Below are 24,620 nucleotides of genomic sequence, written 5' to 3'. Positions count from 1 at the left end.
AAATAACATGCGCAAAATTTTACTTACCATTGACAGATTAGAGCACTTCGGTCAACACGAGAGTATCTTTTTCGATTTGATAGACTATTTTCAGCGCCATAACTGGCAAGTTGATGTTGCAGCCAGAACCATTGGGCGACACTGGCAGAATAAAATCAGTCTTATTAATGAAAGCAAGAACATTCACTTGCTGGAACAAAGCGAAGATAAATTACAACCTGAATATCGACTGATCTGGGTATTCAATGGGTATATTACGGCCGAACTGAATACCGCATTTTTACAAGGGCGTTATACCGCTCAGGTCTTTTTCCACCATTTCTACAGCTATGCAGATTATGATTTGCCTTATGGCTTTGAAGTGGAAAACTCGCTTGCAAGCGTGTGCCTGGCGTGTTCAACCGTCAGTTATATTCGCCTGGTTGAGAAAGGGATCAAACAATCGCGAATTAAAATCTTCCCGTTCACGGTGAATCAGGAGTTCGCCTCTTACACCGTACCACATTTTGCGGATAAGCCAGAAAAAGTGCTGCTCATTTCTTCTGGATATAATAAAAATTTAGTCGCTCAAATTGATGCTTTTCGTAACAAAGGTATTGAGCTCGACTACTACAATCTGGACTCTGCCCCTGGGCCTGTCACGCCTGAACTTCTCTCTGAATATCATATTGTTATCGGAGATGAAGGGCGTGTGGCATTGGCCATGAGCATGGGACTTCCTGTGGTGATCTCTAATGGTGATTTCTCCCATGGTTACCTTGGACAAGACAATTTACTTGAACGCAGTGATTATCACTTTGCCTTGACCGGTGCAAATAAAATAACGAATCAAACCCGGTGGGTGAAAGAGATTGTTGAGGGGTATGCGAAAGCTTCCCGTTGGGCACAAGAATATCGGTCAACGGCTATTTCACAGCTTGCGCTGGATGCCACCGTCGACAGAATTCTGGAACGCGCTCCTGCGGCAAAAAAATTACATATTACAGAAGAACAAGGTCGCCGAATTGAGTTCCACCGTAAGGTTATGGACAGCATTGGTGAAGAGAAAACACGGTCTGTAAATAGCTGGCTGAATGACAGAAAACCGACGGAATTGCGTAATGCGATTATCGCGACCTTATTACAGTCTTTCCCTGAATTTTCACGAATCGCCGTCATTATTATCGATCGTGACGGTTCCACCGATAAACTTCAGACGACGTTAGCGTCTGCTCAGACGCAGAGTCTCGGCGCCGAAGTTACTTTTGTTATTGGCGCAGTGGGTCAACAACTGCCATCAGATTCTCCTGCCGTTAATTATGCTCCTGATTTGAATACGGCATTGGCGCAAATTCCATCAACTCTGGTTGTCATTATGGATGCCGGGGATAGGCTTGAAGAGCATGCCTTGCTCACGTTTGCGGAATTCGCCATGCGTGAACCGCATAAATCCCTCTGGTACTACGATGAACTGATCGTTAAAGACAATAAAGAAGATGGGTTAATACTCAAGCCTGAGTGTGATATCGATTTGCTGCGTGCGTTTCCGTACATCGGTTCGAGCGTGGTGATCTCTGTTGAAGCCCTTCGTCGCCATCAGGGATTTGACCTGACGTTCAACGCATTAAGCCATATTGATGTGTGCTGGAAACTTGTTGAGGAGAGTGGCCCTGCCTGTATTGGGCATATCGCGGAGCCCCTGATCAGCAGAACTGAGACCATGAATGAGTGGACTAAAGAAGGCACACTACTTCAGGAAATGACCCGTATTACGGCAGGACACTTGTCGCGTTGCCAGATAGATGCCACCGTCACGGCACATGATGAGACCGGCGTGCAAAACGTTGTTTATGCCCTTCCAAAGATGGCTAAAGTTTCAGTCATCATTCCGACCAAGGACCGCTTTGTACTGCTCCAGAAATGCATCGATTCACTGATGGAAAATACGCAGCATCACCAGTATGAAATCATCATTGTGGATAATGGCTCTACCGAGGGTGATGCCAGAATGTACCTGGATCAACTCGATGCACTGCAACTTGCTCAAATTAAAGTCCTGCGGTATGACAGTGACTTTAATTTTGCTGCAATCAATAATTTCGCGAGCCAGCATGCGACGGGTGAGTTCCTGCTCTTCCTGAATAACGATATTGAGATTATTGACGGGAACTGGATGAGCGCACTGATTGAGCACGCCCAGCGACCTGAAGTTGGCATTGTGGGCAGTCGCCTTGAATATCCTGATGGCTCACTTGAGCATGGTGGGTACATCACGGGTGTTAATGATGGCGTAATAGTCAGTGAGCGGGGAAGTAAGCCTGGCGACAACGGCTTCCTGAATCGCCTCAAGGTTCCTCGTGGTGCACATGCCGTTAGCGCCGCGTGCATGATGATGCGTAAAGCTGTTTTCGAAGAACTGGGGGGCTTTGAAGAAAAAGAATTCCCGGTTTACTTCTCTGATGTTGATTTGGCGTTAAAAGCGAAATCCAGCGGTTATATTACGGTCTGGACGCCTTCAAGCCGGGTTCGGCATCTGGGGGGAGCCTCACGTTTATTCCCTGAGAAATTCCATGTTGCTACGCATGCGGATGAAACGTGCTTCGATGCACTGCTCGAAAAATGGGGGAGTGCGCTTGCCCGTGATCCTTACTATAACCCACGGATGAATCTCCTGGGGTCAGCATTTAGCCTCAATACCCGCATGTCACGTTTACCGGAGGCGTTACCCGGCAAACCGCTGCCTGTAGTGATGGGCACTCATGTCAACTGGACAGGGTGTGGTAATTATCGCGTTATCAAGCCATTCAGGGCCTTACAGACGGAACTGAAAGCTGATGGCGGCCTTATTCTCGGCCTGCCAACGGTGATGGAAGTTGCGCAATTCCAGCCGGATCGTTTGATCCTTGAAGTACCGATAGCGGATGATATTCCCCAGACTATCCGTCGTTATCGTCAGGTCTGCGATGCAAAAATAATAATGGAGTTTGATGATTATTATCTCAATGTTCCGGAGAAAAACATTTTCAGGGACAACGTGCCAAAAGATATCCAGAATCGCCTGAGCGCGGGCCTGGCAATGGCTGACTGGGTTGTTGTCTCAACCGAACCTCTTGCCGAGGCTTACTCGCGCTTCCATTCGGATATCCGGGTTGCCAAAAACCGCCTGGATATGGAGCTTTGGGGACATCTCAAATCCAACAAACGCCGAGGCAAGAAGCCACGTGTGGGTTGGGCGGGGGGATCGAGTCATACGGGTGACCTCGAAATCCTTCTGCCGATTATGCGTGAACTGGAAAACGACGTTGAATGGGTATTTATGGGAATGAAACCCGCTGGGGTGGCATGTGAGTTCCACCTTCCAGTGCCTTTTGAGCACTATCCTCAGAAACTGAGTGAGCTGGATCTGGATTTAGCGCTTGTGCCGCTGGAGCAGAATCTCTTCAATGAATGTAAGAGTAACCTGCGTCTCCTTGAGTTAGGCAGTTGTGGCGTGCCGATTATTTGCACCGATATTGAGCCCTACCGCTGCGGATTGCCTGTTCAGCGCGTGAGAAATACCCCGAATGCCTGGATTGCCGCCATTCGCGAACACATCAGCGACTGGAATGCCCTGGATCGTGCGGGTGAAGCGCTGCGAGATGCAGTGCAACGAGACTGGATGTTAAAAGATAGCGGTCTTGAGGACTGGCAACGTGCCTGGCTCGATTAACACCCGGGAAAGCATCTTTCACGTCAGGGGATACGTATCTCTGGCGATCTGTAAATTAATTAACGGATGAGTGGCGTATGTATCAGGGTAAAAAGATTGGCGTGGGTATCGTCACCTATAATTGTAAAGATGGGCTGCTCAAGCTATTTAACTCACTGCCGCGGGAATGTATTGATGAACTCGTGATCGTCAATGATGGCGAACATTTTCCCGAGTATGCAGGGCTGGATTGCCATTATATTTTGAATGAGGAAAACCTTGGCGTAGGTGTTAGCAAAAATCGCGCTCTTTCCTATCTTCGCGGGAGAGATGTCGATCATTTCTTTCTGATTGAAGACGATGTTTTTGTTAAACGTAGCGATGTCTTTTTCCGCTACATTGAGATGTCCAGACTCACCGGCGTGCAACATTTCAATTTTAGTCAGCACGGTAAACAAAACATGGATCAGCAGGGCCTGCCCAGGATGCGCATGCGCTGCGATTTTGGCAGAGATAAACTCTTTATGTTCCCTTCCTGCGTCGGGGCATTTAGCTATTACACGGCGCTTTCCCTTGATACGGTTGGGCTGATGGATGAGCGTTTTTATAACGCTCTGGAACATGTTGACCACACTATCGCGATCATTAACGCGGGCATGCATCCTCCATTTGGGTACTTCGCAGATATTCCTGATTCGCAGGATTATATTGGCGATGAAGGCTGGAGTGTTAAGCAGTCTACGATTTCTGGTGAGTTGACATTCCGTGCGATCGTGGCGGTGGCCAACCAGTATTTTATACAAAAACATGGCTATCAGACTGTCGATATTACAATTGAGAATACGAAAAAGGTCACAAGAATATTAGAGACTATTCATAGCAAATATGCTGTTAATAGCTAGTCAGTAATATTTGCCTTTTCCGGTGAACAGCACAGGAGCTACTGCTCCTGGTTGCTGCCCATTGGCGGTCAACTGTCAAAATAACCCCTTATTTCACCCACTATTCACTCGATTAAAACCCCTGCAGAATCGGATAATCATGCCGATAACTCAACTAACGCAGGGCTGTTTATCGTGAATTCACTCTATACCGCTGAAGGTGTAATGGATAAACACTCGCTGTGGCAGCGTTATGTCCCGCTGGTGCGTCACGAAGCATTGCGCCTCCAGGTGCGTTTGCCGGCGAGCGTGGAACTGGACGATCTGCTACAGGCGGGCGGTATCGGGTTATTGAATGCAGTGGACCGATACGACGCTCTGCAAGGAACGGCATTTACTACTTACGCAGTACAGCGTATTCGTGGTGCGATGCTGGACGAACTGCGCAGCCGCGACTGGGTTCCGCGCAGTGTTCGCCGCAACGCACGCGAAGTGGCACATGCGATGGGACAGCTGGAACAGGAATTGGGACGCAACGCGACGGAAACAGAAGTCGCGGAACGTCTTGGTATTGCTGTTGAAGAGTATCGCCAGATGTTGCTCGATACCAATAATAGCCAGCTCTTCTCTTATGATGAGTGGCGTGAAGAGCATGGCGATAGTATCGAGTTGGTGACCGATGAGCACCAGCAAGAAAACCCGTTACACCATTTACTGGAAGGTAATTTACGCCACCGCGTGATGGAAGCTATTGAAGCTTTACCTGAGCGTGAACAACTGGTGTTGACCCTTTATTACCAGGAAGAGCTCAATCTCAAAGAGATTGGCGCTGTACTGGAAGTAGGGGAGTCACGGGTTAGTCAGCTGCACAGCCAGGCCATTAAACGCTTACGCACCAAGCTGGGTAAGTTATAGGTGAGTGATTCGCCTGAAAAGTGCCGCACAACGTATTGACAACCAGGAGTTATCATGACGGTGCAGCAATCTAAAAGACGGCCTTTAAGCCGCTACCTGAAAGACTTTAAACACAGCCAGACGCATTGCGCCCATTGCAACAAGTTACTCGACCGTATCACGCTGGTTCGCCGCGGTGAAATCGTCAATAAGATTGCGATTTCCCGTCTCGACACGTTGATGGATGAATCAGCATGGCAGGAAGAGCAAAAAGAGTGGGTGGCATTATGCCGTTTCTGTGGCGATCTGCACTGTAAAGAGCAGAGCGATTTCTTTGATATCATCGGCTTCAAACAATTCCTGTTTGAACAAACGGAGATGAGCCATGGTACGGTGCGCGAATATGTCGTTCGCTTGCGCCGCCTGGGCCAGCATCTGACCGTGCAAAATATTTCTCGTGATCTGCTGAAAACCGGTTATCTGGATGAGAATCTGGAACCGTGGTTGCCTGCGACAAGTACCAATAATTACCGTATCGCGCTGCGCAAGTATGCACAATATAAGGTACAAATGCCGGGCATGATGAAGCAGAAAGTCCACCTAGAGACAACTTCTGATATATATTAAAAAAGAATAAGATGTAGCACAGTCGCCTTTGACGTTATAGATGAAGGCACTACACTACCCAAAAATTCCACTATATCGGGGTAATTATGAAATTAGCACTTCTGGGTCGTCAGGCGCTGATGGGTGTAATGGCTATTGCGCTGGTCGCGGGTATGAGCGTGAAAACGTTCGCAGCAGAAAATCTGCTGAATAAAGTGAAAGAGCGTGGCACGTTGTTGGTTGGACTGGAAGGAACCTATCCTCCGTTCAGCTTCCAGGGTGATGACGGTAAATTGACCGGTTTCGAAGTGGAGTTTGCACAAGAACTGGCAAAACATCTTGGGGTTGAAGCCTCGCTGAAACCGACCAAATGGGACGGTATGCTGGCCTCGCTTGATTCCAAACGTATAGATGTTGTGATCAACCAGGTGACCATTTCTGACGAGCGTAAGAAGAAATATGATTTCTCTACGCCATACACCGTGTCTGGTATTCAGGCGCTGGTGAAGAAGGGTAACGAAGGGACGATCAAAACAGCGGCGGATCTGAAAGGTAAGAAAGTTGGCGTGGGTCTTGGCACGAACTACGAAGAGTGGCTGCGCAAGAACGTCCAGGGCGTGGATATTCGCACTTATGACGATGACCCGACAAAATACCAGGATCTGCGTGTAGGCCGTATCGATGCCATCCTGGTTGACCGTCTGGCTGCGCTGGATCTGGTGAAGAAAACCAATGATACCCTGGCCGTTGCGGGTGATGCGTTCTCTCGTCAGGAGTCAGGTATTGCTGTGCGTAAAGGGAATGACGATCTCGTGAAAGCCATTGATGGTGCAATTGCGGACATGCAGAAGGACGGTAGTCTTAAGGCACTCTCCGAGAAGTGGTTCGGGGCAGATATCACCAAATAAGTCGTTGACTAAAAAAAAGGCGCTTTTATAAGCGCCTTTTTTATTTCTTGCGCGTCTGTGTGCATAATAAAAAATATTACATAAATAGAGCGTTACCGGAGGTTCCATGTCACTGCAGAATTTAACGCGTTTCCCGCGTCTTGAGTTCATTGGCGCACCCACGCCGCTGGAGTATTTGCCACGATTTTCTGATTATGTAGGACGCGATATCTTCATCAAGCGTGATGATGTGACGCCCATGGCGATGGGGGGCAATAAGTTACGCAAGCTGGAGTTCCTGGCGGCCGACGCACTGCGTGAAGGGGCGGACACACTGATCACCGCCGGGGCAATTCAGTCTAACCATGTTCGCCAGACGGCGGCAGTGGCGGCAAAGTTGGGCTTGCACTGTGTGGCATTACTGGAAAACCCTATCGGTACGCGGGCGGAAAACTATCTCACCAATGGAAACCGGTTGTTGCTGGATCTGTTCAACGTGCAGGTTGAAATGTGTGATGCTCTGACCGATCCCACCGCCCAGCTTTCTGAGCTGGCAACCCGTATAGAGGCGCAAGGTTTTCGACCTTATGTGATTCCGGTTGGGGGATCAAATGCGCTGGGGGCGCTGGGCTATGTTGAAAGCGCACTGGAAATTGCTCAACAGTGTGAAGGGGCGGTAAACCTGTCATCTGTTGTGGTGGCATCCGGAAGTGCGGGGACACATGCCGGGCTTGCTGTGGGGCTGGAACAACTGATGCCGGACGTTGAGTTGATTGGTGTCACTGTGTCGCGCAGCATTGCCGACCAAAAACCGAAAGTTGTCACGTTGCAACAGGCTGTGGCACAGCAGCTGGAGCTTGAAGCGAAGGCAGATATTGTGCTCTGGGATGACTATTTTGCGCCGGGCTACGGCACGCCGAATGAGGAAGGACTGGAAGCGATAAAACTGCTGGCTCGCCTTGAGGGCATTTTGCTGGATCCTGTGTATACCGGGAAAGCGATGGCTGGATTGGTCGACGGTATCAGTCAGAAACGCTTTAAGGATGAAGGTCCGATTCTGTTTATTCACACGGGCGGAGCGCCTGCGCTGTTTGCCTATCACCCTCATGTTTAATCTTCGGGTCGAAAAACGATAATGCAAGAAAGTGTCCAGTTAGTTATTGATTCACTGCCTTATCTGCTCAAAGGTGCTGTGTTTACATTACAACTCAGTATCGGGGGGATGTTCTTTGGCCTGGTGTTGGGGTTTGTGCTGGCATTGATGCGGATGTCGCCCGTCTGGCCGGTTCGTTGGCTGGCGCGATTCTATATTTCCGTGTTTCGTGGAACGCCGCTTATCGCCCAACTCTTTATGATTTATTACGGCTTACCTCAGTTTGGTATTGAACTGGATCCGATCCCGGCAGCGATGATTGGGTTGTCACTTAATACGGCGGCGTACACATCTGAAACGCTGCGTGCGGCGATCTCTTCTATTGATAAAGGGCAATGGGAGGCCGCAGCCAGTATAGGGATGACGCCCTGGCAAACGTTGCGACGCGCTATCCTGCCACAGGCGGCACGCGTGGCATTGCCCCCTCTGAGTAACAGCTTTATCAGCCTGGTGAAGGATACGTCACTTGCTGCGACGATCCAGGTTCCGGAGTTGTTCCGTCAAGCGCAATTGATCACATCACGCACGCTTGAAGTGTTTACGATGTATCTGGCGGCATCACTGATTTACTGGGTGATGGCGACGGTACTGTCTGCACTGCAAAACTATTTTGAAAATCAGCTTAACCGCCAGGAGCGAGATCCGAAATGAGTGCGATTGATGTCAAAAACCTGGTGAAAAAATTCCACGGGCAAACAGTGCTTCAGGGAATTGATCTTGAAGTCGAGCAGGGGGAAGTGGTTGCTATTATTGGGCCGAGCGGATCGGGGAAAACGACGCTGCTGCGCAGTATCAATCTGCTTGAACAACCCGAAGGCGGTACGATCCGTGTCGGGGATATTACTATTGATACCGCGAAATCCATGAGTCAGCAGAAAGGGCTGATTCGCCGCCTGCGCCAACATGTGGGGTTCGTTTTTCAGAACTTTAATCTTTTCCCTCATCGGACGGTACTCGAAAATATTATTGAAGGACCGGTTATTGTGAAGGGGGAGTCGAAAGCGGAAGCGACCGCCAGGGCGCGCGACCTGCTGGCGAAAGTGGGGCTTTCCGGTAAAGAGACCAGCTACCCACGACGTTTGTCCGGTGGGCAGCAGCAACGCGTGGCGATCGCCCGGGCACTGGCAATGCGTCCGGATGTCATTTTATTTGATGAACCCACGTCAGCGCTGGACCCTGAACTGGTAGGGGAGGTGCTGAACACCATCCGCCAGTTAGCACAAGAGAAGCGTACGATGGTGATTGTGACCCACGAGATGAGCTTTGCCCGTGACGTTGCCGATCGCGCTATTTTTATGGACCAAGGACGCATTGTGGAGCAAGGACCCGCAAAAAGTTTATTTACTCATCCGCAGCAGCCACGCACACGGCAGTTCCTGGAAAAATTCCTTATGCAGTAACCTTTATGCACTATTTTGCTCCGGATTGTTGCTCTGGAGCAAAATATTCCCCCTATTAACCCATCTCATCATGCGTTTATTCTGTTCGGTTAGGATAAATCGTATCAAAACTAAAGATAATTGTTCTGTGGCCGATATTTCGTATATATAAATAAGATTTATGTGTTACGTTATATTTTCCATAATAATGATTATCTTTATCAGAGGCTCTATTCAGTAAGTATGAGGGATACAGACTTTTTCACATGGCGGCGGGATTGCTTCCTCCGGTTTCAGGAGTTGTCTACTGCCGATGAGGTTTATCTTGAACTTCAGCGACAAACGCAGGCGCTTGAATTCGATTATTTTGCTCTCTGCGTTCGTCATCCAGTACCATTCACGCGTCCGAAGATTTCTGTGCACTCCAGTTACCCGCAACAGTGGATGGCGCATTATAAGTCGGAGAATTATTTCGCCATCGATCCGGTGTTGAAGCCGGAGAATTTCGTGCAGGGGCATTTACCGTGGACGGATGAATTATTCGCGGATGCCCCGCAATTATGGGATGGTGCACGGGACTATGGTTTACGCAAGGGAATAACGCAGTGCCTGATGTTACCCAACCATGCGTTAGGATTTCTTTCTGTCTCACGTACTAGCCTGGTCGTTAATATGATCGACGATGATGAATTAGAGTTGCGTCTGCAAATGCTGGTGCAGATGGCTTTAACATCACTTCTTCGATTTGAACATGAGATGGTCATGCCGCCAGAAATGAAATTCAGCAAACGTGAGCGTGAAATTTTGAAGTGGACGGCAGAAGGAAAGACATCGGCGGAAATAGCTATCATTCTCTCGATTTCGGAGAATACAGTAAATTTCCATCAGAAAAATATGCAGAAGAAATTCAACGCACCCAATAAGACACAGATTGCCTGCTATGCTGCGGCAACGGGTCTTATCTGATGTAAAAAACGTTCTGCGTGGCAGACGAGACAACGGCTGAATGCATCGCATCCAGCCGTTTTTTTTACTGGCGGTAAGCTTGTTTAATTTGCTTAACAGTATTAGCAAATACCGCTGATTCCGCCTGGTCTTCCATCTGCGCGATTTGTTTTTCCATCTTAATGATCACACGACCCGCGTCGGCCTGACCCATTGCCTGCAGCATAAGTGTCAGCAGCGATTTCAGGCAGGAGACTTCCTGTGCCAGTTCCTGGTTATTCTCCGCGGTGGCGAATTCTGGTGTGCTCATTTATTTTCCTCATTATAAAACAGCGCTTGAGCGCGACGATGAAAGTTAAGGCGGCGGAGTATACCACAAGGTATGATAAAAAAATGCAATGGTTGTTTTTTGTACTTTGTCGGGCGGCGTTTATTTGGGTAAACAACGATTTGTGGACGAACGTCAGAACACGTAATTCCACTATTAATTGTTTAGCATCGGTTTAACGATGGTTAATTATTGTTACAAAAGTTTGAGAGCTGTTTTTCTGAGCGTATTTCAGGGGCAGTTTTTGTAACCTTATGAATACAGGTACTTAAAAATAACAGCAAAAGTCAAATCAACATCGATTCTCTTTCCACTCGCTGTACAGACTAATTTCCAAAAACGAGAGCGAAATCGAATAGCGGCTTTTTTAGCATTTTAATCTTGGGGCGAAAACCGTTAATATAAACCAAATTAACAGTCAGTCGCTTTATCCCTATTCTGGAGACATTTCCTTTGATCAACGTCCTTCTTGTTGATGACCACGAACTCGTGCGCGCAGGGATACGACGCATACTGGAAGACATTAAAGGTATTAAAGTTGCCGGTGAAGTCTGCTGTGGCGAAGATGCCGTGAAGTGGTGTCGCGCAAACTCCGCAGACGTGGTGCTCATGGATATGAATATGCCGGGCATCGGTGGCCTTGAAGCAACGCGCAAAATCGCGCGTACCTTTGTTGATACCAAAGTCATCATGCTGACCGTTCATACCGAAAATCCTCTGCCCGCTAAAGTCATGCAGGCCGGTGCTGCAGGCTATCTAAGCAAAGGCGCTGCGCCGCAGGAAGTCGTCAATGCAATCCGTTCCGTCTTTGCCGGACAACGTTACATTGCATCAGATATTGCTCAACAAATGGCATTGAGCCAAATTGAGCCAGATAAAATGGCGTCGCCTTTTGCCAGTTTGTCTGAGCGCGAATTGCAGATTATGCTGATGATCACCAAAGGCCAGAAGGTGAATGAGATCTCTGAGCAACTGAATCTCAGCCCTAAGACGGTGAACAGTTACCGCTATCGGATGTTCAGTAAATTGAACATTCACGGCGATGTCGAACTCACTCACCTGGCCATTCGTCATGGTCTGTGTAATGCGGAGACCTTAACAAGTCAGTGAGTGATGTGTTCGATTCAAAAGCTTTTCTAAAAACTGTAACCAGCCAGCCAGGTGTCTATCGGATGTATGACGCTGGCGGTACGGTTATCTATGTGGGTAAGGCGAAAGATCTTAAAAAACGCCTTTCCAGCTATTTTCGCAGCAATCTTGCCTCACGCAAGACTGAAGCTCTGGTTGCACTCATACAAAATATAGATGTCACTGTCACCCATACGGAGACAGAAGCGCTTCTGCTTGAGCACAACTACATCAAACTGTATCAGCCTCGCTACAACGTTCTGCTGCGAGATGATAAGTCTTATCCGTTTATTTTCCTGAGCGGTGATACTCATCCGCGTCTGGCGATGCATCGTGGAGCCAAGCACGCTAAGGGTGAATATTTTGGGCCTTTTCCGAACGGTTATGCTGTGCGTGAAACATTGGCTCTGCTGCAAAAAATTTTCCCCGTTCGTCAGTGCGAGAATAGCGTTTACCGCAACCGTTCGCGCCCGTGCCTGCAGTATCAGATTGGTCGCTGTCTGGGGCCTTGTGTCGCCGGCCTGGTGAGCGAAGATGAGTACGCGCAGCAAGTTGATTATGTGCGCCTGTTTTTGGCTGGAAAAGATGACCAGGTGCTGACTCAATTGATTGCGCGTATGGAAAAAGCCAGCCAGGCGCTGGCCTTTGAAGAAGCGGCGCGCATTCGAGATCAAATTCAGGCTGTTCGCAGGGTAACTGAAAAGCAATTTGTGTCGAATACGGGCGATGATCTTGATGTAATTGGCGTTTCCTTCGATGCGGGTCTGGCGTGTGTCCACGTACTGTTTATTCGTCAGGGTAAAGTGCTCGGCAGTCGTAGCTATTTCCCGAAAGTTCCCGGTGGGACGGAACTGGGCGAAGTTGTTGAAACCTTTGTTGGGCAATTTTATCTGCAGGGCAGCCAGATGCGAACGTTGCCTTCTGAGATTCTGCTCGACTTTAATCTTGATGATAAAACCTTGCTGGCAGACTCTCTTTCGGAGCTGGCAGGTCGCCGCGTCAATGTGCAGACAAAGCCACGTGGCGATCGCGCTCGTTACCTGAAGCTGGCGAGAACAAACGCGGCGACAGCACTCACCACAAAACTGTCTCAGCAGTCGACAGTTAGCCAGCGTTTAACGGCACTGGCGACGCTCCTGAAATTACCCGAAGTAAAACGTATGGAGTGTTTTGACATCAGCCATACAATGGGTGAGCAGACGGTCGCGTCATGTGTTGTGTTTGACGCTAATGGCCCGCTGCGTGCGGAATACCGTCGCTACAATATTACCGGAATTACCCCAGGTGATGATTACGCGGCGATGAACCAGGTCCTGCGACGCCGCTATGGTAAAGCCATTGAAGAGAGCAAGATCCCTGATGTTATTTTGATCGATGGCGGCAAAGGGCAACTTGGCCAGGCGAAAGCGGTGTTTGAATCCCTGGATGTTCCCTGGGATAAGCAACACCCGCTGTTATTAGGCGTAGCAAAAGGGGCTGATCGTAAAGCCGGGCTTGAAACACTGTTTTTCGAGCCAGAAGGTGAGGGCTTTAGTTTGCCACCGGATTCACCTGCGCTACACGTTATTCAGCATATCCGCGATGAATCGCATGACCACGCCATTAGCGGTCATCGTAAAAAACGGGCCAAAGTAAAAAACACCAGCACCCTTGAAACGATTGATGGTGTTGGGCCAAAACGTCGACAAATGTTGCTGAAGTATATGGGCGGATTGCAAGGATTACTCAATGCCAGCATAGAGGAAATTGCAAAAGTGCCGGGTATTTCGCAAGCCCTGGCAGAAAAGATCTACTACTCGTTGAAACATTGAGGGCTCTGTAGCAACATAGAGCTAAATTTTACTGACAACAGACAGTTACCGTCATTATGCGATTTAATATCCCTACGTTGCTCACACTCTTTCGCGTCGTGCTCATCCCATTCTTTGTATTGGCGTTTTACCTGCCGTTTGTCTGGGCGCCTTTCGCATGTGCACTCATTTTTCTCGTCGCGGCAGTGACCGACTGGTTTGATGGCTACCTGGCGCGTCGCTGGAATCAGAGCACACGTTTTGGCGCATTTCTTGATCCTGTAGCCGATAAGGTGATGGTCGCTATCGCTATGGTTCTGGTTGCTGAGCATTATCATACGTGGTGGGTAACGCTGCCTGCGGCGACGATGATTGGGCGCGAGATCATCATTTCCGCGCTACGGGAATGGATGGCCGAGTTGGGTAAACGCAGCAGCGTCGCGGTGTCGTGGATTGGTAAAGTGAAAACGACAGCGCAAATGGCGGCTCTGGTCTGGATGCTGTGGCGTCCAAACGCGTGGGTTGAGTGGGCGGGAATCGGTCTGCTGTGGGTTGCCGCGGTACTGACGTTGTGGTCAATGCTGCAATATTTGAATGCTGCACGCGGAGATTTGCTTGATCAGTGATCGTTTCGCCGTAATTTTCAGCAAACGATCCTGGGATGCAAAAAATAACGTTGACTCAAAACGTCATATAAGTAGAATGCAACGCATCGAACGGCGGCACAGTTAGCCGGACGATAATGAAATCAAGTGATTAGATAACAGCTTGATGACATGCGGGAATAGCTCAGTTGGTAGAGCACGACCTTGCCAAGGTCGGGGTCGCGAGTTCGAGTCTCGTTTCCCGCTCCAAATTAAAAGCATTGGCGTTTAGCGAGTGCTTGTCGAAAGACAAAGATTTAAGGCGCGTTAGCAAAGCGGTTATGTAGCGGATTGCAAATCCGTCTAGTCCGGTTCGACTCCGGAACGCGCCTCCACTTTCTTCCCGAGGCCGGATGGTGGAATCGGTAGACACAAGGGATTTAAAATCCCTCGGCGTTCGCGCTGTGTGGGTTCAAGTCCCACTCCGGCTACCATGGGAAAGACAAGAATAATCAAAGCAATAAGCAGTGTCGTGAAACCACCTACGGGTGGTTTTTTTGTGCCTGAAATTCAGGAAATGACAGGGATTTCTCAGCAAATTGTCGCTGACTAAAATCCCATGATTATCGCCCTGTAAGCTATTCTTATAGAGATATCCTATATCAGGAGGGGTTATGCTGACTCACTCTGAAGCGAAACGCTGGGCCTCCTTAATGCTGAAAGCCGCATTATGTGATGGCATGGAAACAGAAGAGATTTCTCGTCAGGTGCATCTTGTATGCGATCATCATGGTAAGGAATGCCTCGAAGAGCTTATAGCGGAAATCTTGATAGAAGCGGGTAGAATAGGCCCGCATCATAGTGATGGACAACTCACTCACCACTGATTTATACCGCCTTCGGGCGGTTTTCTGTAGCGATACAATGCCTACACGCCACCCAAATACGCTTTACGCACCTCCTGATTTCCCAGCAGTTCTTCACCGCTACCGCTCAACCGGATCTGACCATTCACCATGACATAGCCACGGTCGGAAAGTTTCAGTGCATGGTGCGCATTCTGTTCAACCAGAAAAATAGTCATCCCGTTACGCGCCAACTCACGCAATGTCTGAAAAATCTGTTTAACCACGATGGGGGCTAATCCCAGACTGGGTTCATCCAGCAGCAGCAGTTTGGGGCGGCTCATCAACGCGCGGGCAATCGCCAGCATCTGTTGTTCGCCTCCCGACATCGTCATTGCCCGCTGCTTGCGCCTTTCCTTGAGGCGCGGGAAAAGGTCGAACATACTTTGCATATCCTGTGCTGCATACTGGTTGCCGATGGGGATTGTGCCCATTAACATATTCTCTTCGACGGTCATATCCGGAAAAATTCGTCGTCCTTCAGGCGCTTGTGCAATACCACCGGAAGCTACAAAATGGGTCGATTTATGGCTGATATCATCCCCGCAAAAGAGGATCTGGCCCGCACGAATGCGAGGTTGACCAAAAATCGACATCAACAAGGTCGATTTCCCCGCCCCGTTAGCCCCAATCAGTGCCACGGTTTCCCCCTGATTTACCTGCAAGGAAACCTGTTTTAGCGCCTGAATCACGCCATAGAAAACATCCACCTCCCGAAACTCCAGCATCACGTTGCTCATATGCTAATCTCGCTTTCATCCGTGCCCAGGTAGGCGGCAATGACCTTTTCGTCATGTTGAATTTGCTCAGGCTTGCCTTGTGCGATGACATCGCCGTGGTCGAGTACAATGATGTTGTCCGAAATGTCCATCACCATACCCATATCATGTTCAATCAGAAGTACCGTGATGTCGTGATGATCCCGTAAAAAGCGGATAATTTTGCTCAGGGCGCGGGTTTCTACCGGGTTTAGCCCGGCGGCGGGTTCATCGAGACAAATCATCTCTGGCGCGGTGCACATGGCACGGGCTATCTCAAGGCGTCGTTGCTGCCCGTAAGACATTTCGCCCGCAAGTCGGTTAGCGCAATCCACAAGATCGACGACTTCCAGCCAGTAAAAGGCCCGATCCAGGGCGCTGCTTTCAGCCCGACGATAGGCTGGTGTGTTCAGCACGCCGGAAATCAGGTTACGGTTCACGCGCATATGTTGGGCAACCAACAGATTCTCGATAACCGACATTTCCCGAAACAGGCGGATATTCTGAAAGGTTCTCGCCAGCCCCGCGCGATTAACCAGATGTGTACCTCCAAACATCTTGTAGAAAATACGTGACCCGAGTTGCGCCGGATTTATCCAGTCACCTGGCTGGAATTTTTGCCCGAGTACCTGAATGATGTTGGTGGTTTTATGGCGCGTATTGAACAAAATGTTCCCGCCAGAAGCTTTATAGAACCCCGTAAGACAGTTAAAGACCGTGGTTTTTCCCGCCCCGTTTGGCCCGATGAGGGCGGTAATCGAACCACGCTGAACGTCAAGGTTAACGTCATTTAGCGCCTTGATACCGCCAAAATGCATCATCAGATGCTCAACGCTTAATATTGTCCCGTTCATGGTGCGACTCCCTTACGTACCGCAAATCCCGTGCGGTTAATACGGATCAGCCCTCGGGGTCGCCATATCATCATCACCACCATTAACATGCCGAACAGCAGGACGCGGTATTCCGCAAAACTGCGCAGAAGTTCTGGCGTGACGGTGAGCACAAAGGCGGCCAACACCACACCGACGGTTGAACCCATACCACCTAATACGACGATGGCAAGGATCAGGGCTGATTCAAAAAAGGTGAATGAGGTGGGATTAACAAACCCCTGATAGGTGGCAAAAAACACCCCAGCAATCCCTGCTGTAGACGCTCCCAACGTGAAGGCCGACAGTTTGACCAGAACATGATTGAGCCCCATCGAACGGCAGGCAATTTCATCTTCGCGTAGCGCTTCCCACGCCCGACCAATAGGCATCCGCGTCAGACGGTGTTTGATATAGAGCACCAGCAAGACAACCATCAACAAAACAGCATAAATAAAGATGAACTTCATGTTGGGGTTATATGTCAGATGGAAAAACTCATGGAACGGCACACCGCCTTCTTTTGCTCGTCGTCCAAACTCCAGGCCAAAAAAGGTAGGCGGTGGGGCAGATACACCGTTAGGGCCGCCGGTAAATGTCAGCCAGTTGTTCAGTATGAGACGGATAATTTCGCCGAAACCCAGGGTGACAATCGCCAGATAATCACCATGCATACGCAGTACAGGAAAACCCAGTAATGCTCCCGCGGCAGCGGCCATTAGGGCCGCTAACGGTAGCATCGTCCAGAAACCGAGCCCCAGATATTGATATCCCAGCGCCAGCCCATAAGCCCCGATGGCATAAAAGGCGACATAACCGAGGTCCAGTAAGCCTGCCAGCCCGACCACAATGTTCAGCCCCAGACCGAGCAGCACGTAGATCAGTCCCAGGATTGCCACGGTCAGCACATATTTGGTGGCGACGAACGGAAAGCAGACCGCCAGGGCGATGATCAGGGGAAGGATCCAGCGCATGCGGCTCTTATAATCCGGTGGACGGACGTAAACGCCGGTGTTTTCCGTCTCAAAACGTGCCATGAAACGCGCGCCAGCCGGGCTTCCCAGAAACGCACTGAGTAAAAAACGCCCCAGCATGACGGTGAAAACAATCCATGCCAGACGTTGCCCAGCGAAGTTAAAACTGTATCCATCCAGCACGACACCGGCAATTGGACCGAAAATAACGAGCGCGACCATTCCGGCAAAAAGGGTGTCCAGGATGCAGCGTTTTAGCGAAAAACGCTCAGGTGAAACCGCATGGGGTGTCATATCATTCTCCCTCATACTTTGGCAACGATGGGCCGGCCAAGCAGTCCCTGAGGACGGAAAATCAGGATCACGACCAGCAATCCAAACGAAAATACATCTTTGTAATCTGAGTTCACCATCCCGGAAAACTGCGCTTCAGCCACACCGAGAATCAGCCCGCCGAGCATTGCGCCGGGGAGGGAACCAATGCCGCCAAGCACCGCTGCGGTGAAGGCCTTAATGCCGATGACGAACCCAACGTAGAAATCAAATGTGCCGTAGTTCATGGTGATTAACACGCCCGCCAGGCCTGCCATCGCCGCACCGATGACAAAGACCAAAGAGATGATTCTGTCGGTATTAATCCCCAGAATTGAGGCCATTTTGCGATCCTGCTGTACCGCACGACACATCCGTCCTAAGCGGGTATGGCTGATTATCCAGGTAAGCAGCAGCATGCCTGCAAATGAGGCAATCAAGATAAACACTTTGGTATAGGTTATCTGAACAAACCCGTCGCCCAGATGAAAACGCAACACCCCATCAAGCATGGTCGGAACCCCTTGCTGACGGGGACCCTGGCTAATTTGGGCGTAATTTTGCAGGATTAATGACATCCCAATGGCGGAAATCAGCGGAGCTAAACGTGTCGAATTGCGTAGCGGTTTATAGGCAATGCGCTCTATGGTCCAGCCATAGACTCCCGTCACCACAATGGTGAAAACCAGCGTGCCGAGAATTAATAAAGGAAAGGACTGCAGACCGAAGAACGATAACAGCGCCAGACCGATGGCACAAAGATAAGCGGATATCATATACACCTCGCCGTGGGCGAAGTTAATCATGCCAATAATGCCGTACACCATGGTATAGCCAATGGCAATTAATCCGTAGACGGAACCCAGTGTTAAGCCATTTATTAACTGTTGCAGGAAGAATGTACTCATCATCGCGCGCTCGTGTTGTATTCCCGTCATATTTCAGGTTGCATGAGCCTGAACATTCGGGATATAGGCTGCGCCACGGCGCAGCCTGATGTGTATTTCGCGTCGACAGAAGAGGTCGACGGTGAGCGTGATTCCGTCCCGTTACTGCACTTCCTTATACTTACCTTTGTCGTCCCATTGATACACCACGTAATCAGAGACTTTAAGATCGCCTTTACTGTCCCAGGCTTTTTTACCCATCACCGTATCGACCGGGTTAGCTTTCAGCCAGGCGCTGGCTTTTGCTGAATCAGTACCATCGGTGGCCTTAAATGCTGCAGCGATGGCCTGGACGGAGGCATAGGAGTATAGGGTGTAGCCTTCTGGTTCGAATTTACCTGCGCGGAATTTTTCGATAACGGCTTTACCCTCCGGGATCAGGCGGGGATCTTTGCCGAATGTCATGTAAATGCCATTGGTATATTGCGGGCCGCCAGCAGCGGTAACCATCTCTTCATTGACGATACAGTCGCCGGAGAAGAACTTGGCCTGTACACCCTGTTCGCGCATCTGACGAACCAGGGGGCCCGCTTCGGGATGACAGCCGCCGAAGAAGACGACATCCGGTTTTTGCGCACCAATTTTGGTGACTAGCGCGTTAAAGTCTTTTTCACCGCGAGACAAGCCTTCGTACATCACATCCTTGATACCACGTTTAGCAAGAGCGGCTTTTGTTGCGTCGGCAAGGCCTTGTCCGTAAGTGTCTTTGTCGTGAATGATGACCACCCGTTTGGCTTTCAGCTTGTCAATGATGAAATCACTGGCGACCTGGCCTTGCTGGTCGTCACGTCCGCACATACGGAACATATCGCTCATGCCGCGCTCGGTGATGAGCGGGTTGGTTGAACCGGGAGTAATGGCAATGATCCCGGCATCGCTATACACCTCTGAAGCCGGCATGGTTGAGGAGGAACAGAAGTGGCCAACGACGGCTTTCACTTTGTCCTGGTCGACTAATCGGTTAGCGACGGCAACGGCCTGTTTAGGCTCGCAGGCATCATCGCCCTGAACCAGCTTAATTTTTTCACCGTTGATCCCGCCTGCAGCATTAATGTCTTCTGCAGCCTGCGTTGCGCCGTGCCAGTATTGATCGCCATATGTGGCATTTGGGCCCGTAAATGGCCCCGCGACACCAATCACAATATCCGCCTGGGCGGAAAATGCCGTCGCCAGACAACCAGCCAATACAAGAGAAAGAGGACTTCTGATAAATTTCAGCGACATTATTATGTTCCTTAGCAGAGAGGTTTTTGCATCAGGTTGTAACCCGAACGCCTGAAGACGTCGTCAATCCAAAAACAAGAGCAAGAACAAAATGCACTAAACGAACGCTATCCCGGCAATATCCTGCTGATTACGGCGAGGTTTCCTTACGCTTTTTTAGCGTGCAGAACAATAAGCAAAATAGTTGCCAGAATGGTGAGCCCATTGACTGGGTTGCGACGAATTTGAGTATAGAGCGCCGTTTTACGCGGCCTCGCAGCACGAAGTGAAATTACAGCGGAGATCACATCTTGTTAACAATAAAGCCCATAAGTCATGCAGTGGTCGCGATTTGTGCGTATTTGCACCAATAAAGATCTAAACTTCAGATATGCATAAACTGCGATATATGCCAGGATCTTTTCCTTTTTTATCAGGAGTGTCAGCAATGACTGAAGGCCCATTAAATGAAAACGAAATGGAGTGGCTGGAAGAGGCGCTAACGTCTTACGGTCATGAAGATGCGTCCGTGATTGACGTGTCCGAGCTCGACGGCATGCTTACTGCCGTATTATCGGGTCCTGTCGTGGTTGAACCCGACACCTGGCTGGTGGCGGTATGGGGCGGGGAAAAATACATTCCCCGCTGGAAAAACGATCGTGAAATGAATCGTTTTATCGATCTCTGCTTCAAGCATATGAACGATATTGCAGAACGTCTGAGTGATTACCCGGATCAGTTCGACCCGATGTTTGGCTTTAACGACGTTGATGGTAAGAGTTATACCGTGGTTGAAGAGTGGTGCTATGGCTATATGCGGGGTGTTGAACTGACAGACTGGTCAACATTGCCTGATGAGCTGAAAGCTGATTTGGACGTGATTGCGATCCATGGGACAGAAGAGGGCAGTGCAAGGCTGGATGGGCTGACGGAAGAAGAATATACCGTGAGCATTGAAAGCATACGACCTGCGGCACTGCGTTTGTATAACTACTGGGTGGCGAATCCGCAGCAACCTGTGGTGCAAAAGCCCGTAGTGAACGGCGCTAAAGTCGGGCGCAATGATCCTTGCCCCTGCGGGAGTGGTAAGAAATTTAAAAGCTGCTGTCTGCACTAATAAAAAAGGGGCTCGTGATGAGCCCCTTTTTTTAACCTACTTCAGGAAGTAATCCCGTCGCGATCAGGAACTGCACGAGAATCACCGCAATCCCACAGGCGAAAACGATGCAAAGCAGAGGCGTCCCCCCGGCAACACGGTAGCCCTGTTGCGGATGTTGTTTACGGCTTTTCCATGCCAGCAAGGAAGGTAGCAGCAACGCGAGCACGGCTAGCGCCACACCGGCATATCCCAATGCCATGACAAAACCGCGCGGATAAAACAATGCAAACGCCAGCGGGGGCAAGAAGGTAATCGCGCCCGTTTGCAGGCGTCCACGGACGCTGTTGCGACGCTGGAACAGATCGGCCAGATAATCGAACAAACCCAGGGCGACCCCGAGGAAGGACGTAGCCAGCGCCAGGTCAGCAAACAGATGCACTGCGAGTTCGACGTGCGGTGATGTCACGACTTCGCGTAATGCCAGCAAGAACCCATTCAGACCAGAATGCGCCGCCATCAGACCGATAAAGGTCGATGAATCGATGCTTCCTAATGTGACCAGTTGCCAGAAAATATACGCAATCAGCGGGATCGCACTGCCGACCACGAAGACGCGGCGCAGTTTGCGAATATCGCCGTTCATGTAACTCACGATGCTGGGTACGCTACCGTGGAACCCAAATGAGGTGAAAATGACGGGGATAGCCGAAAGTGCCAGCCCTTTTTCCAGTGGAAGTGTCAGCAGGTTAACCTGATGGACATGTGGAGCCAGCAAGACCAGCATGACCACTAAAAAGAGAATTTTGGCGCTAAACAGAAAGCGGTTAAACAGATCGACCAGCGATGTGCCAACGCAGACCACACCGCCGCCGATGAGGGCAAAGAAGATCGCGCCCGTGGCAGGGGTAATGGCAGAGCCAAACCAGTCATTTACGCTGGAGGCGATAAGCTCTCCTGCACCGCTAATGTAGGCTGCCGTCAGAGCATACATCAGGAACATCATGCTAAAGCCGGTGATCCACTGGCCATAACGCCCCAGATAGCGTGCGGCAAGCGATCCCAGGCCGGTATCGGCGGGAACGTGCTGATAAACCTCAAGCAGTAACAGCGCCGTGTAGCACATCAGCGCCCACAGGCAGACCAGTAACAACAGTGTTACGCCAAATCCGACACCGGCTGCAGCAAGCGGCATCGCGAGCATTCCTGCGCCAATAGTCGTGCCGGCGACGATAAAAATACTTCCCAGGGTTCTGTTTTTCACGCTTTCCTCTACAACGATTCCACATCGCGACAAAATCTGCGGCGCAGAGTAAGGGAAAAGCATGATCTCGTCAAATCACCGTTACAAGTGATGTAAAAATTTATTTACGGATTTCGGGGCGTTGTGATTAGGGCAACTCACTGAACGTTTTTGTGGTTTTGACTACTTCATAAGGACAATGTTTTCGCGCGAAAATCAGGCGTACCTTAAAGAGTAAAGATAAATTATCAAAAAAAGTGAGGGGTGATGGCGGGGACAAATCCATTCAGGGCGGCATGGAGTCGCGGAGGGAATTTACTGTGTCACGGTCACTGGATGATTAACTGGCAGGAAAGGGAACTTGTACTTCCGGAATCCAGACGGGAAAAAGATATGGGGACGTGGGCAATTTACTCCATCATTGACCCGGAGGATGAAACGTTTGCTCAGGGCTTAACCGAAGATGACTGGATAATCGAAAACGTTGAGTGGGTGACGGATTTATTTTTCGACGCCGGGATCCCGCTGGAAACCGAGAACTATCGTTACTTCTATCAGGCTATCAATCCCCATGACTGGCGTTGTACCAGCTGCGCCGGGTGTATGTAAACCTGTGCCAGCGCAAAGCATGTTTGAGCGGGAGCCTTTAATCTGGTTGTTTTTTTAAGGGGATAACGATGTCAATCCACGGACATGAGGTACTCAATATGATGATTGAGTCAGGTGAGCAATACACGGAACAAAGCCTGGTTCAGGCGATTCATACACGTTTTGGCGAAAGCGCCCGTTTTCATACATGCTCAGCCCAGGAGATGACGGCAGCAGAGCTGGTCGCATTTCTGGCGGCACGCGGAAAATTCATTCCGGTAGCGGAAGGGTTTTCTACCCACGAAAGTAAAATCTGTCGCCATTGAAATAATGCGGTGCTGAAGAGTCAGCACCGCAGGATAATTAATTTTGAGTATCGAGCGTAGAGAGTTCTTTATCAATAAAGTAAAGACCTTCACCTGATTTACCGGCCAGAGATAATTTATCCAGAACAGATTTAAACAGCTTCTCTTCTTCGTGCTGTTCAGCAACGTACCATTGCAGGAAATTAAAGGTCGGATAATCCTGGTTGGTCATTGCGGAATGTGCCAGTTCGTTAATTTTCGCTGTAATCAACTGCTCGTGCTCGTAAGTCGCGCGGAACAGCTCATCAAGAGAATTGTACTCAGCAAACGGTGATTCAACCGTGTTGATACGTGGCAGGCTACCGGTGTCAGTCAGATAATCAAACAGGCGCTGCATGTGCGTCATCTCTTCCTGAGCATGACGACGAAGAAACGCTGCGGCCCCTTCAAAGCTGTGATAGCTGCACCAGGCGCTCATCTGTTGATAGAGCAGGGACGAATACAATTCAAGGTTCATCTGCGCATTGAGCTTGTCGATCATTTCAGTTTTTAGCATGGTGCTGCTCCGGGTTATTATTTATGGTTCACGATGAACGACACTATAATTTGTTATTTAATTATTTGCAAAAAGTAAAATAAATATCTTATTTATTAAAAATACGAATGGGAATAAAACGCATTGGCGATCTTTTATTTATTAATGAGAATTATTCTGGTTCGTGTTTGAATATACTGCCAGCCTGAGCTGGCAGCTATTATTAATAGTAGGTGTGGTTTGCATTTGGGTTAACGGCATAACCCAAACATTTGTACTGGATCGTCATGCTCTCATTCAGACACAGAGAGCCGCTGGTGAGGGTACAGGTTTTGATTGGCTGGCCATACGCAGAAGCGGTTGCATAACCCATATTTTGGCATTCGCGGGTTGCCGTGCCGTTGGTGACATAGTCATCATAATGGGCGTTTTGCAGCATGGCCTGACCGTAGTCGAGTCGGACTATCCCGCCAGGTACATCTATGCTGCTGACCTCAGCCTTACGGGTGATGCTACAGCCCGCGAGCAGCAGAATCGCGCCGGCAACGAATACTCTTTTCATATCACGCCCTGAGACATTCGACAAGCTTTTTATGGCTTCAGTAAGGGCGAGTGTCTCGCTTCGAGAGCCAGCAAATAT

At 49.6% G+C, this 24,620-nt stretch carries 25 protein-coding genes and 3 tRNA genes; 19 read left to right on the top strand and 9 right to left on the bottom strand.

Features of this window, described 5'->3' with window-relative positions; genetic code table 11:
* Positions 1-7 precede the first annotated feature (7 nt).
* The 9 genes from GF617_RS18615 (at position 8) to sdiA (ending at position 10,433) form a co-directional block, all read left to right on the top strand.
* Positions 8-3,688, top strand: coding sequence for a glycosyltransferase (locus GF617_RS18615; RefSeq protein WP_203452233.1), 3,681 nt, complete (start codon positions 8-10; stop codon positions 3,686-3,688).
* Positions 3,689-3,765: 77 nt separating this feature from the next.
* Complete coding sequence (locus GF617_RS18610; RefSeq protein ID WP_203452232.1) at positions 3,766-4,569, top strand: glycosyltransferase family 2 protein; 804 nt, start codon at positions 3,766-3,768, stop codon at positions 4,567-4,569.
* 174 nt (positions 4,570-4,743) lie between these two features.
* Complete coding sequence (locus GF617_RS18605) at positions 4,744-5,463, top strand: RNA polymerase sigma factor FliA (protein ID WP_181619939.1); 720 nt, start codon at positions 4,744-4,746, stop codon at positions 5,461-5,463.
* 54 nt (positions 5,464-5,517) lie between these two features.
* The gene (gene fliZ, locus GF617_RS18600; RefSeq protein ID WP_181619938.1) at positions 5,518-6,069 is read left to right on the top strand and encodes a flagella biosynthesis regulatory protein FliZ; all 552 of its coding nucleotides are present in this window, start codon (positions 5,518-5,520) and stop codon (positions 6,067-6,069) included.
* An 86-nt stretch (positions 6,070-6,155) separates the two neighbouring features.
* Positions 6,156-6,956: a cystine ABC transporter substrate-binding protein gene (gene tcyJ, locus GF617_RS18595; RefSeq protein WP_181619937.1), complete on the top strand. Its 801-nt coding sequence runs from the start codon at positions 6,156-6,158 to the stop codon at positions 6,954-6,956.
* 106 nt (positions 6,957-7,062) lie between these two features.
* The gene (dcyD, locus tag GF617_RS18590) at positions 7,063-8,049 is read left to right on the top strand and encodes a D-cysteine desulfhydrase (RefSeq protein ID WP_181619936.1); all 987 of its coding nucleotides are present in this window, start codon (positions 7,063-7,065) and stop codon (positions 8,047-8,049) included.
* 21 nt (positions 8,050-8,070) lie between these two features.
* The gene (gene tcyL, locus GF617_RS18585; RefSeq protein ID WP_181619935.1) at positions 8,071-8,739 is read left to right on the top strand and encodes a cystine ABC transporter permease; all 669 of its coding nucleotides are present in this window, start codon (positions 8,071-8,073) and stop codon (positions 8,737-8,739) included.
* Entirely contained in the window at positions 8,736-9,488 is a 753-nt protein-coding gene (gene tcyN / locus GF617_RS18580) for an L-cystine ABC transporter ATP-binding protein TcyN (protein WP_181619934.1), read from the top strand. Before tcyL ends, tcyN begins: the two co-directional genes overlap by 4 nt.
* 222 nt (positions 9,489-9,710) lie before the next feature.
* Positions 9,711-10,433 (top strand): transcriptional regulator SdiA, encoded by a 723-nt coding sequence (gene sdiA / locus GF617_RS18575; protein WP_181623790.1) that lies wholly within the window; start codon positions 9,711-9,713, stop codon positions 10,431-10,433.
* A 64-nt stretch (positions 10,434-10,497) separates the two neighbouring features.
* On the opposite strand, the gene GF617_RS18570 is transcribed toward sdiA, so the two are convergent.
* Complete coding sequence (locus GF617_RS18570) at positions 10,498-10,722, bottom strand: DUF2594 family protein (protein ID WP_014070751.1); 225 nt, start codon at positions 10,720-10,722, stop codon at positions 10,498-10,500.
* Positions 10,723-11,193: 471 nt separating this feature from the next.
* Here GF617_RS18570 and uvrY point away from each other — a divergent pair, with 471 nt between their 5' ends.
* From uvrY to GF617_RS18535, 7 genes are all read left to right on the top strand, one after another.
* Positions 11,194-11,850 carry a UvrY/SirA/GacA family response regulator transcription factor gene (gene uvrY, locus GF617_RS18565; RefSeq protein ID WP_181619933.1) on the top strand — a complete coding sequence of 219 codons (657 nt, stop codon included), beginning with the start codon at positions 11,194-11,196 and terminating at the stop codon, positions 11,848-11,850.
* Positions 11,847-13,679 (top strand): excinuclease ABC subunit UvrC, encoded by a 1,833-nt coding sequence (uvrC, locus tag GF617_RS18560; protein ID WP_181619932.1) that lies wholly within the window; start codon positions 11,847-11,849, stop codon positions 13,677-13,679. Before uvrY ends, uvrC begins: the two co-directional genes overlap by 4 nt.
* 56 nt (positions 13,680-13,735) lie before the next feature.
* Positions 13,736-14,284, top strand: coding sequence for a CDP-diacylglycerol--glycerol-3-phosphate 3-phosphatidyltransferase (gene pgsA / locus GF617_RS18555; protein WP_181619931.1), 549 nt, complete (start codon positions 13,736-13,738; stop codon positions 14,282-14,284).
* Positions 14,285-14,436: 152 nt separating this feature from the next.
* Positions 14,437-14,512: transfer RNA gene (locus GF617_RS18550), tRNA-Gly, on the top strand.
* Positions 14,513-14,563: 51 nt separating this feature from the next.
* Positions 14,564-14,637: transfer RNA gene (locus tag GF617_RS18545), tRNA-Cys, on the top strand.
* 12 nt (positions 14,638-14,649) lie between these two features.
* A tRNA-Leu gene (locus GF617_RS18540) sits at positions 14,650-14,736 on the top strand.
* Between the two features lie 180 nt (positions 14,737-14,916).
* On the top strand, positions 14,917-15,129 hold the full coding sequence (locus tag GF617_RS18535) for a hypothetical protein (RefSeq protein ID WP_181619883.1): 213 nt from the start codon (positions 14,917-14,919) through the stop codon (positions 15,127-15,129).
* Positions 15,130-15,170: 41 nt separating this feature from the next.
* Here the strand turns inward: GF617_RS18535 and GF617_RS18530 are convergent, their stop codons facing one another.
* The 5 genes from GF617_RS18530 to GF617_RS18510 all read right to left on the bottom strand — a co-directional run bounded on the left by GF617_RS18530 (position 15,171) and on the right by GF617_RS18510 (position 20,234).
* Positions 15,171-15,887 (bottom strand): ABC transporter ATP-binding protein, encoded by a 717-nt coding sequence (locus tag GF617_RS18530; RefSeq protein WP_181619882.1) that lies wholly within the window; start codon positions 15,885-15,887, stop codon positions 15,171-15,173.
* Positions 15,884-16,759 carry an ATP-binding cassette domain-containing protein gene (locus GF617_RS18525; protein ID WP_203452231.1) on the bottom strand — a complete coding sequence of 292 codons (876 nt, stop codon included), beginning with the start codon at positions 16,757-16,759 and terminating at the stop codon, positions 15,884-15,886. The genes GF617_RS18530 and GF617_RS18525 overlap by 4 nt, the downstream gene beginning before the upstream one ends.
* A complete protein-coding gene (gene livM / locus GF617_RS18520) occupies positions 16,756-18,045 on the bottom strand; it encodes a high-affinity branched-chain amino acid ABC transporter permease LivM (RefSeq protein WP_203452230.1) in 1,290 nt (429 codons plus the stop codon). The genes GF617_RS18525 and livM overlap by 4 nt, the downstream gene beginning before the upstream one ends.
* A gap of 11 nt (positions 18,046-18,056) precedes the next feature.
* Positions 18,057-18,971 (bottom strand): branched-chain amino acid ABC transporter permease LivH, encoded by a 915-nt coding sequence (locus GF617_RS18515; RefSeq protein WP_181623784.1) that lies wholly within the window; start codon positions 18,969-18,971, stop codon positions 18,057-18,059.
* 141 nt (positions 18,972-19,112) lie between these two features.
* Positions 19,113-20,234 (bottom strand): branched-chain amino acid ABC transporter substrate-binding protein, encoded by a 1,122-nt coding sequence (locus tag GF617_RS18510; protein ID WP_181619879.1) that lies wholly within the window; start codon positions 20,232-20,234, stop codon positions 19,113-19,115.
* A gap of 427 nt (positions 20,235-20,661) precedes the next feature.
* Here GF617_RS18510 and GF617_RS18505 point away from each other — a divergent pair, with 427 nt between their 5' ends.
* Complete coding sequence (locus GF617_RS18505; RefSeq protein ID WP_203452229.1) at positions 20,662-21,330, top strand: YecA family protein; 669 nt, start codon at positions 20,662-20,664, stop codon at positions 21,328-21,330.
* Between the two features lie 31 nt (positions 21,331-21,361).
* On the opposite strand, the gene tyrP is transcribed toward GF617_RS18505, so the two are convergent.
* Positions 21,362-22,573: a tyrosine transporter TyrP gene (tyrP, locus tag GF617_RS18500; protein WP_181619877.1), complete on the bottom strand. Its 1,212-nt coding sequence runs from the start codon at positions 22,571-22,573 to the stop codon at positions 21,362-21,364.
* 246 nt (positions 22,574-22,819) lie between these two features.
* Here tyrP and GF617_RS18495 point away from each other — a divergent pair, with 246 nt between their 5' ends.
* Together GF617_RS18495 and GF617_RS18490 are read left to right on the top strand one after the other, a co-directional pair.
* Positions 22,820-23,161: a hypothetical protein gene (locus tag GF617_RS18495; RefSeq protein WP_181619876.1), complete on the top strand. Its 342-nt coding sequence runs from the start codon at positions 22,820-22,822 to the stop codon at positions 23,159-23,161.
* A 68-nt stretch (positions 23,162-23,229) separates the two neighbouring features.
* Positions 23,230-23,466: a YecH family metal-binding protein gene (locus GF617_RS18490; RefSeq protein ID WP_203452228.1), complete on the top strand. Its 237-nt coding sequence runs from the start codon at positions 23,230-23,232 to the stop codon at positions 23,464-23,466.
* Positions 23,467-23,503: 37 nt separating this feature from the next.
* Here GF617_RS18490 and ftnA read toward each other — a convergent pair whose 3' ends face one another.
* Both ftnA and yecR read right to left on the bottom strand, forming a co-directional pair.
* Positions 23,504-24,001, bottom strand: coding sequence for a non-heme ferritin (ftnA, locus tag GF617_RS18485; protein WP_181619874.1), 498 nt, complete (start codon positions 23,999-24,001; stop codon positions 23,504-23,506).
* Between the two features lie 202 nt (positions 24,002-24,203).
* The gene (gene yecR / locus GF617_RS18480) at positions 24,204-24,542 is read right to left on the bottom strand and encodes a YecR family lipoprotein (protein ID WP_181619873.1); all 339 of its coding nucleotides are present in this window, start codon (positions 24,540-24,542) and stop codon (positions 24,204-24,206) included.
* Positions 24,543-24,620: the final 78 nt, after the last annotated feature.

This window comes from Lelliottia sp. RWM.1, assembly GCF_016859735.1.
GTDB lineage: Bacteria > Pseudomonadota > Gammaproteobacteria > Enterobacterales > Enterobacteriaceae > Enterobacter.
Note: the sequence above shows the minus strand (reverse complement) of the source record. Positions and strands in the feature narration are given on the sequence as shown.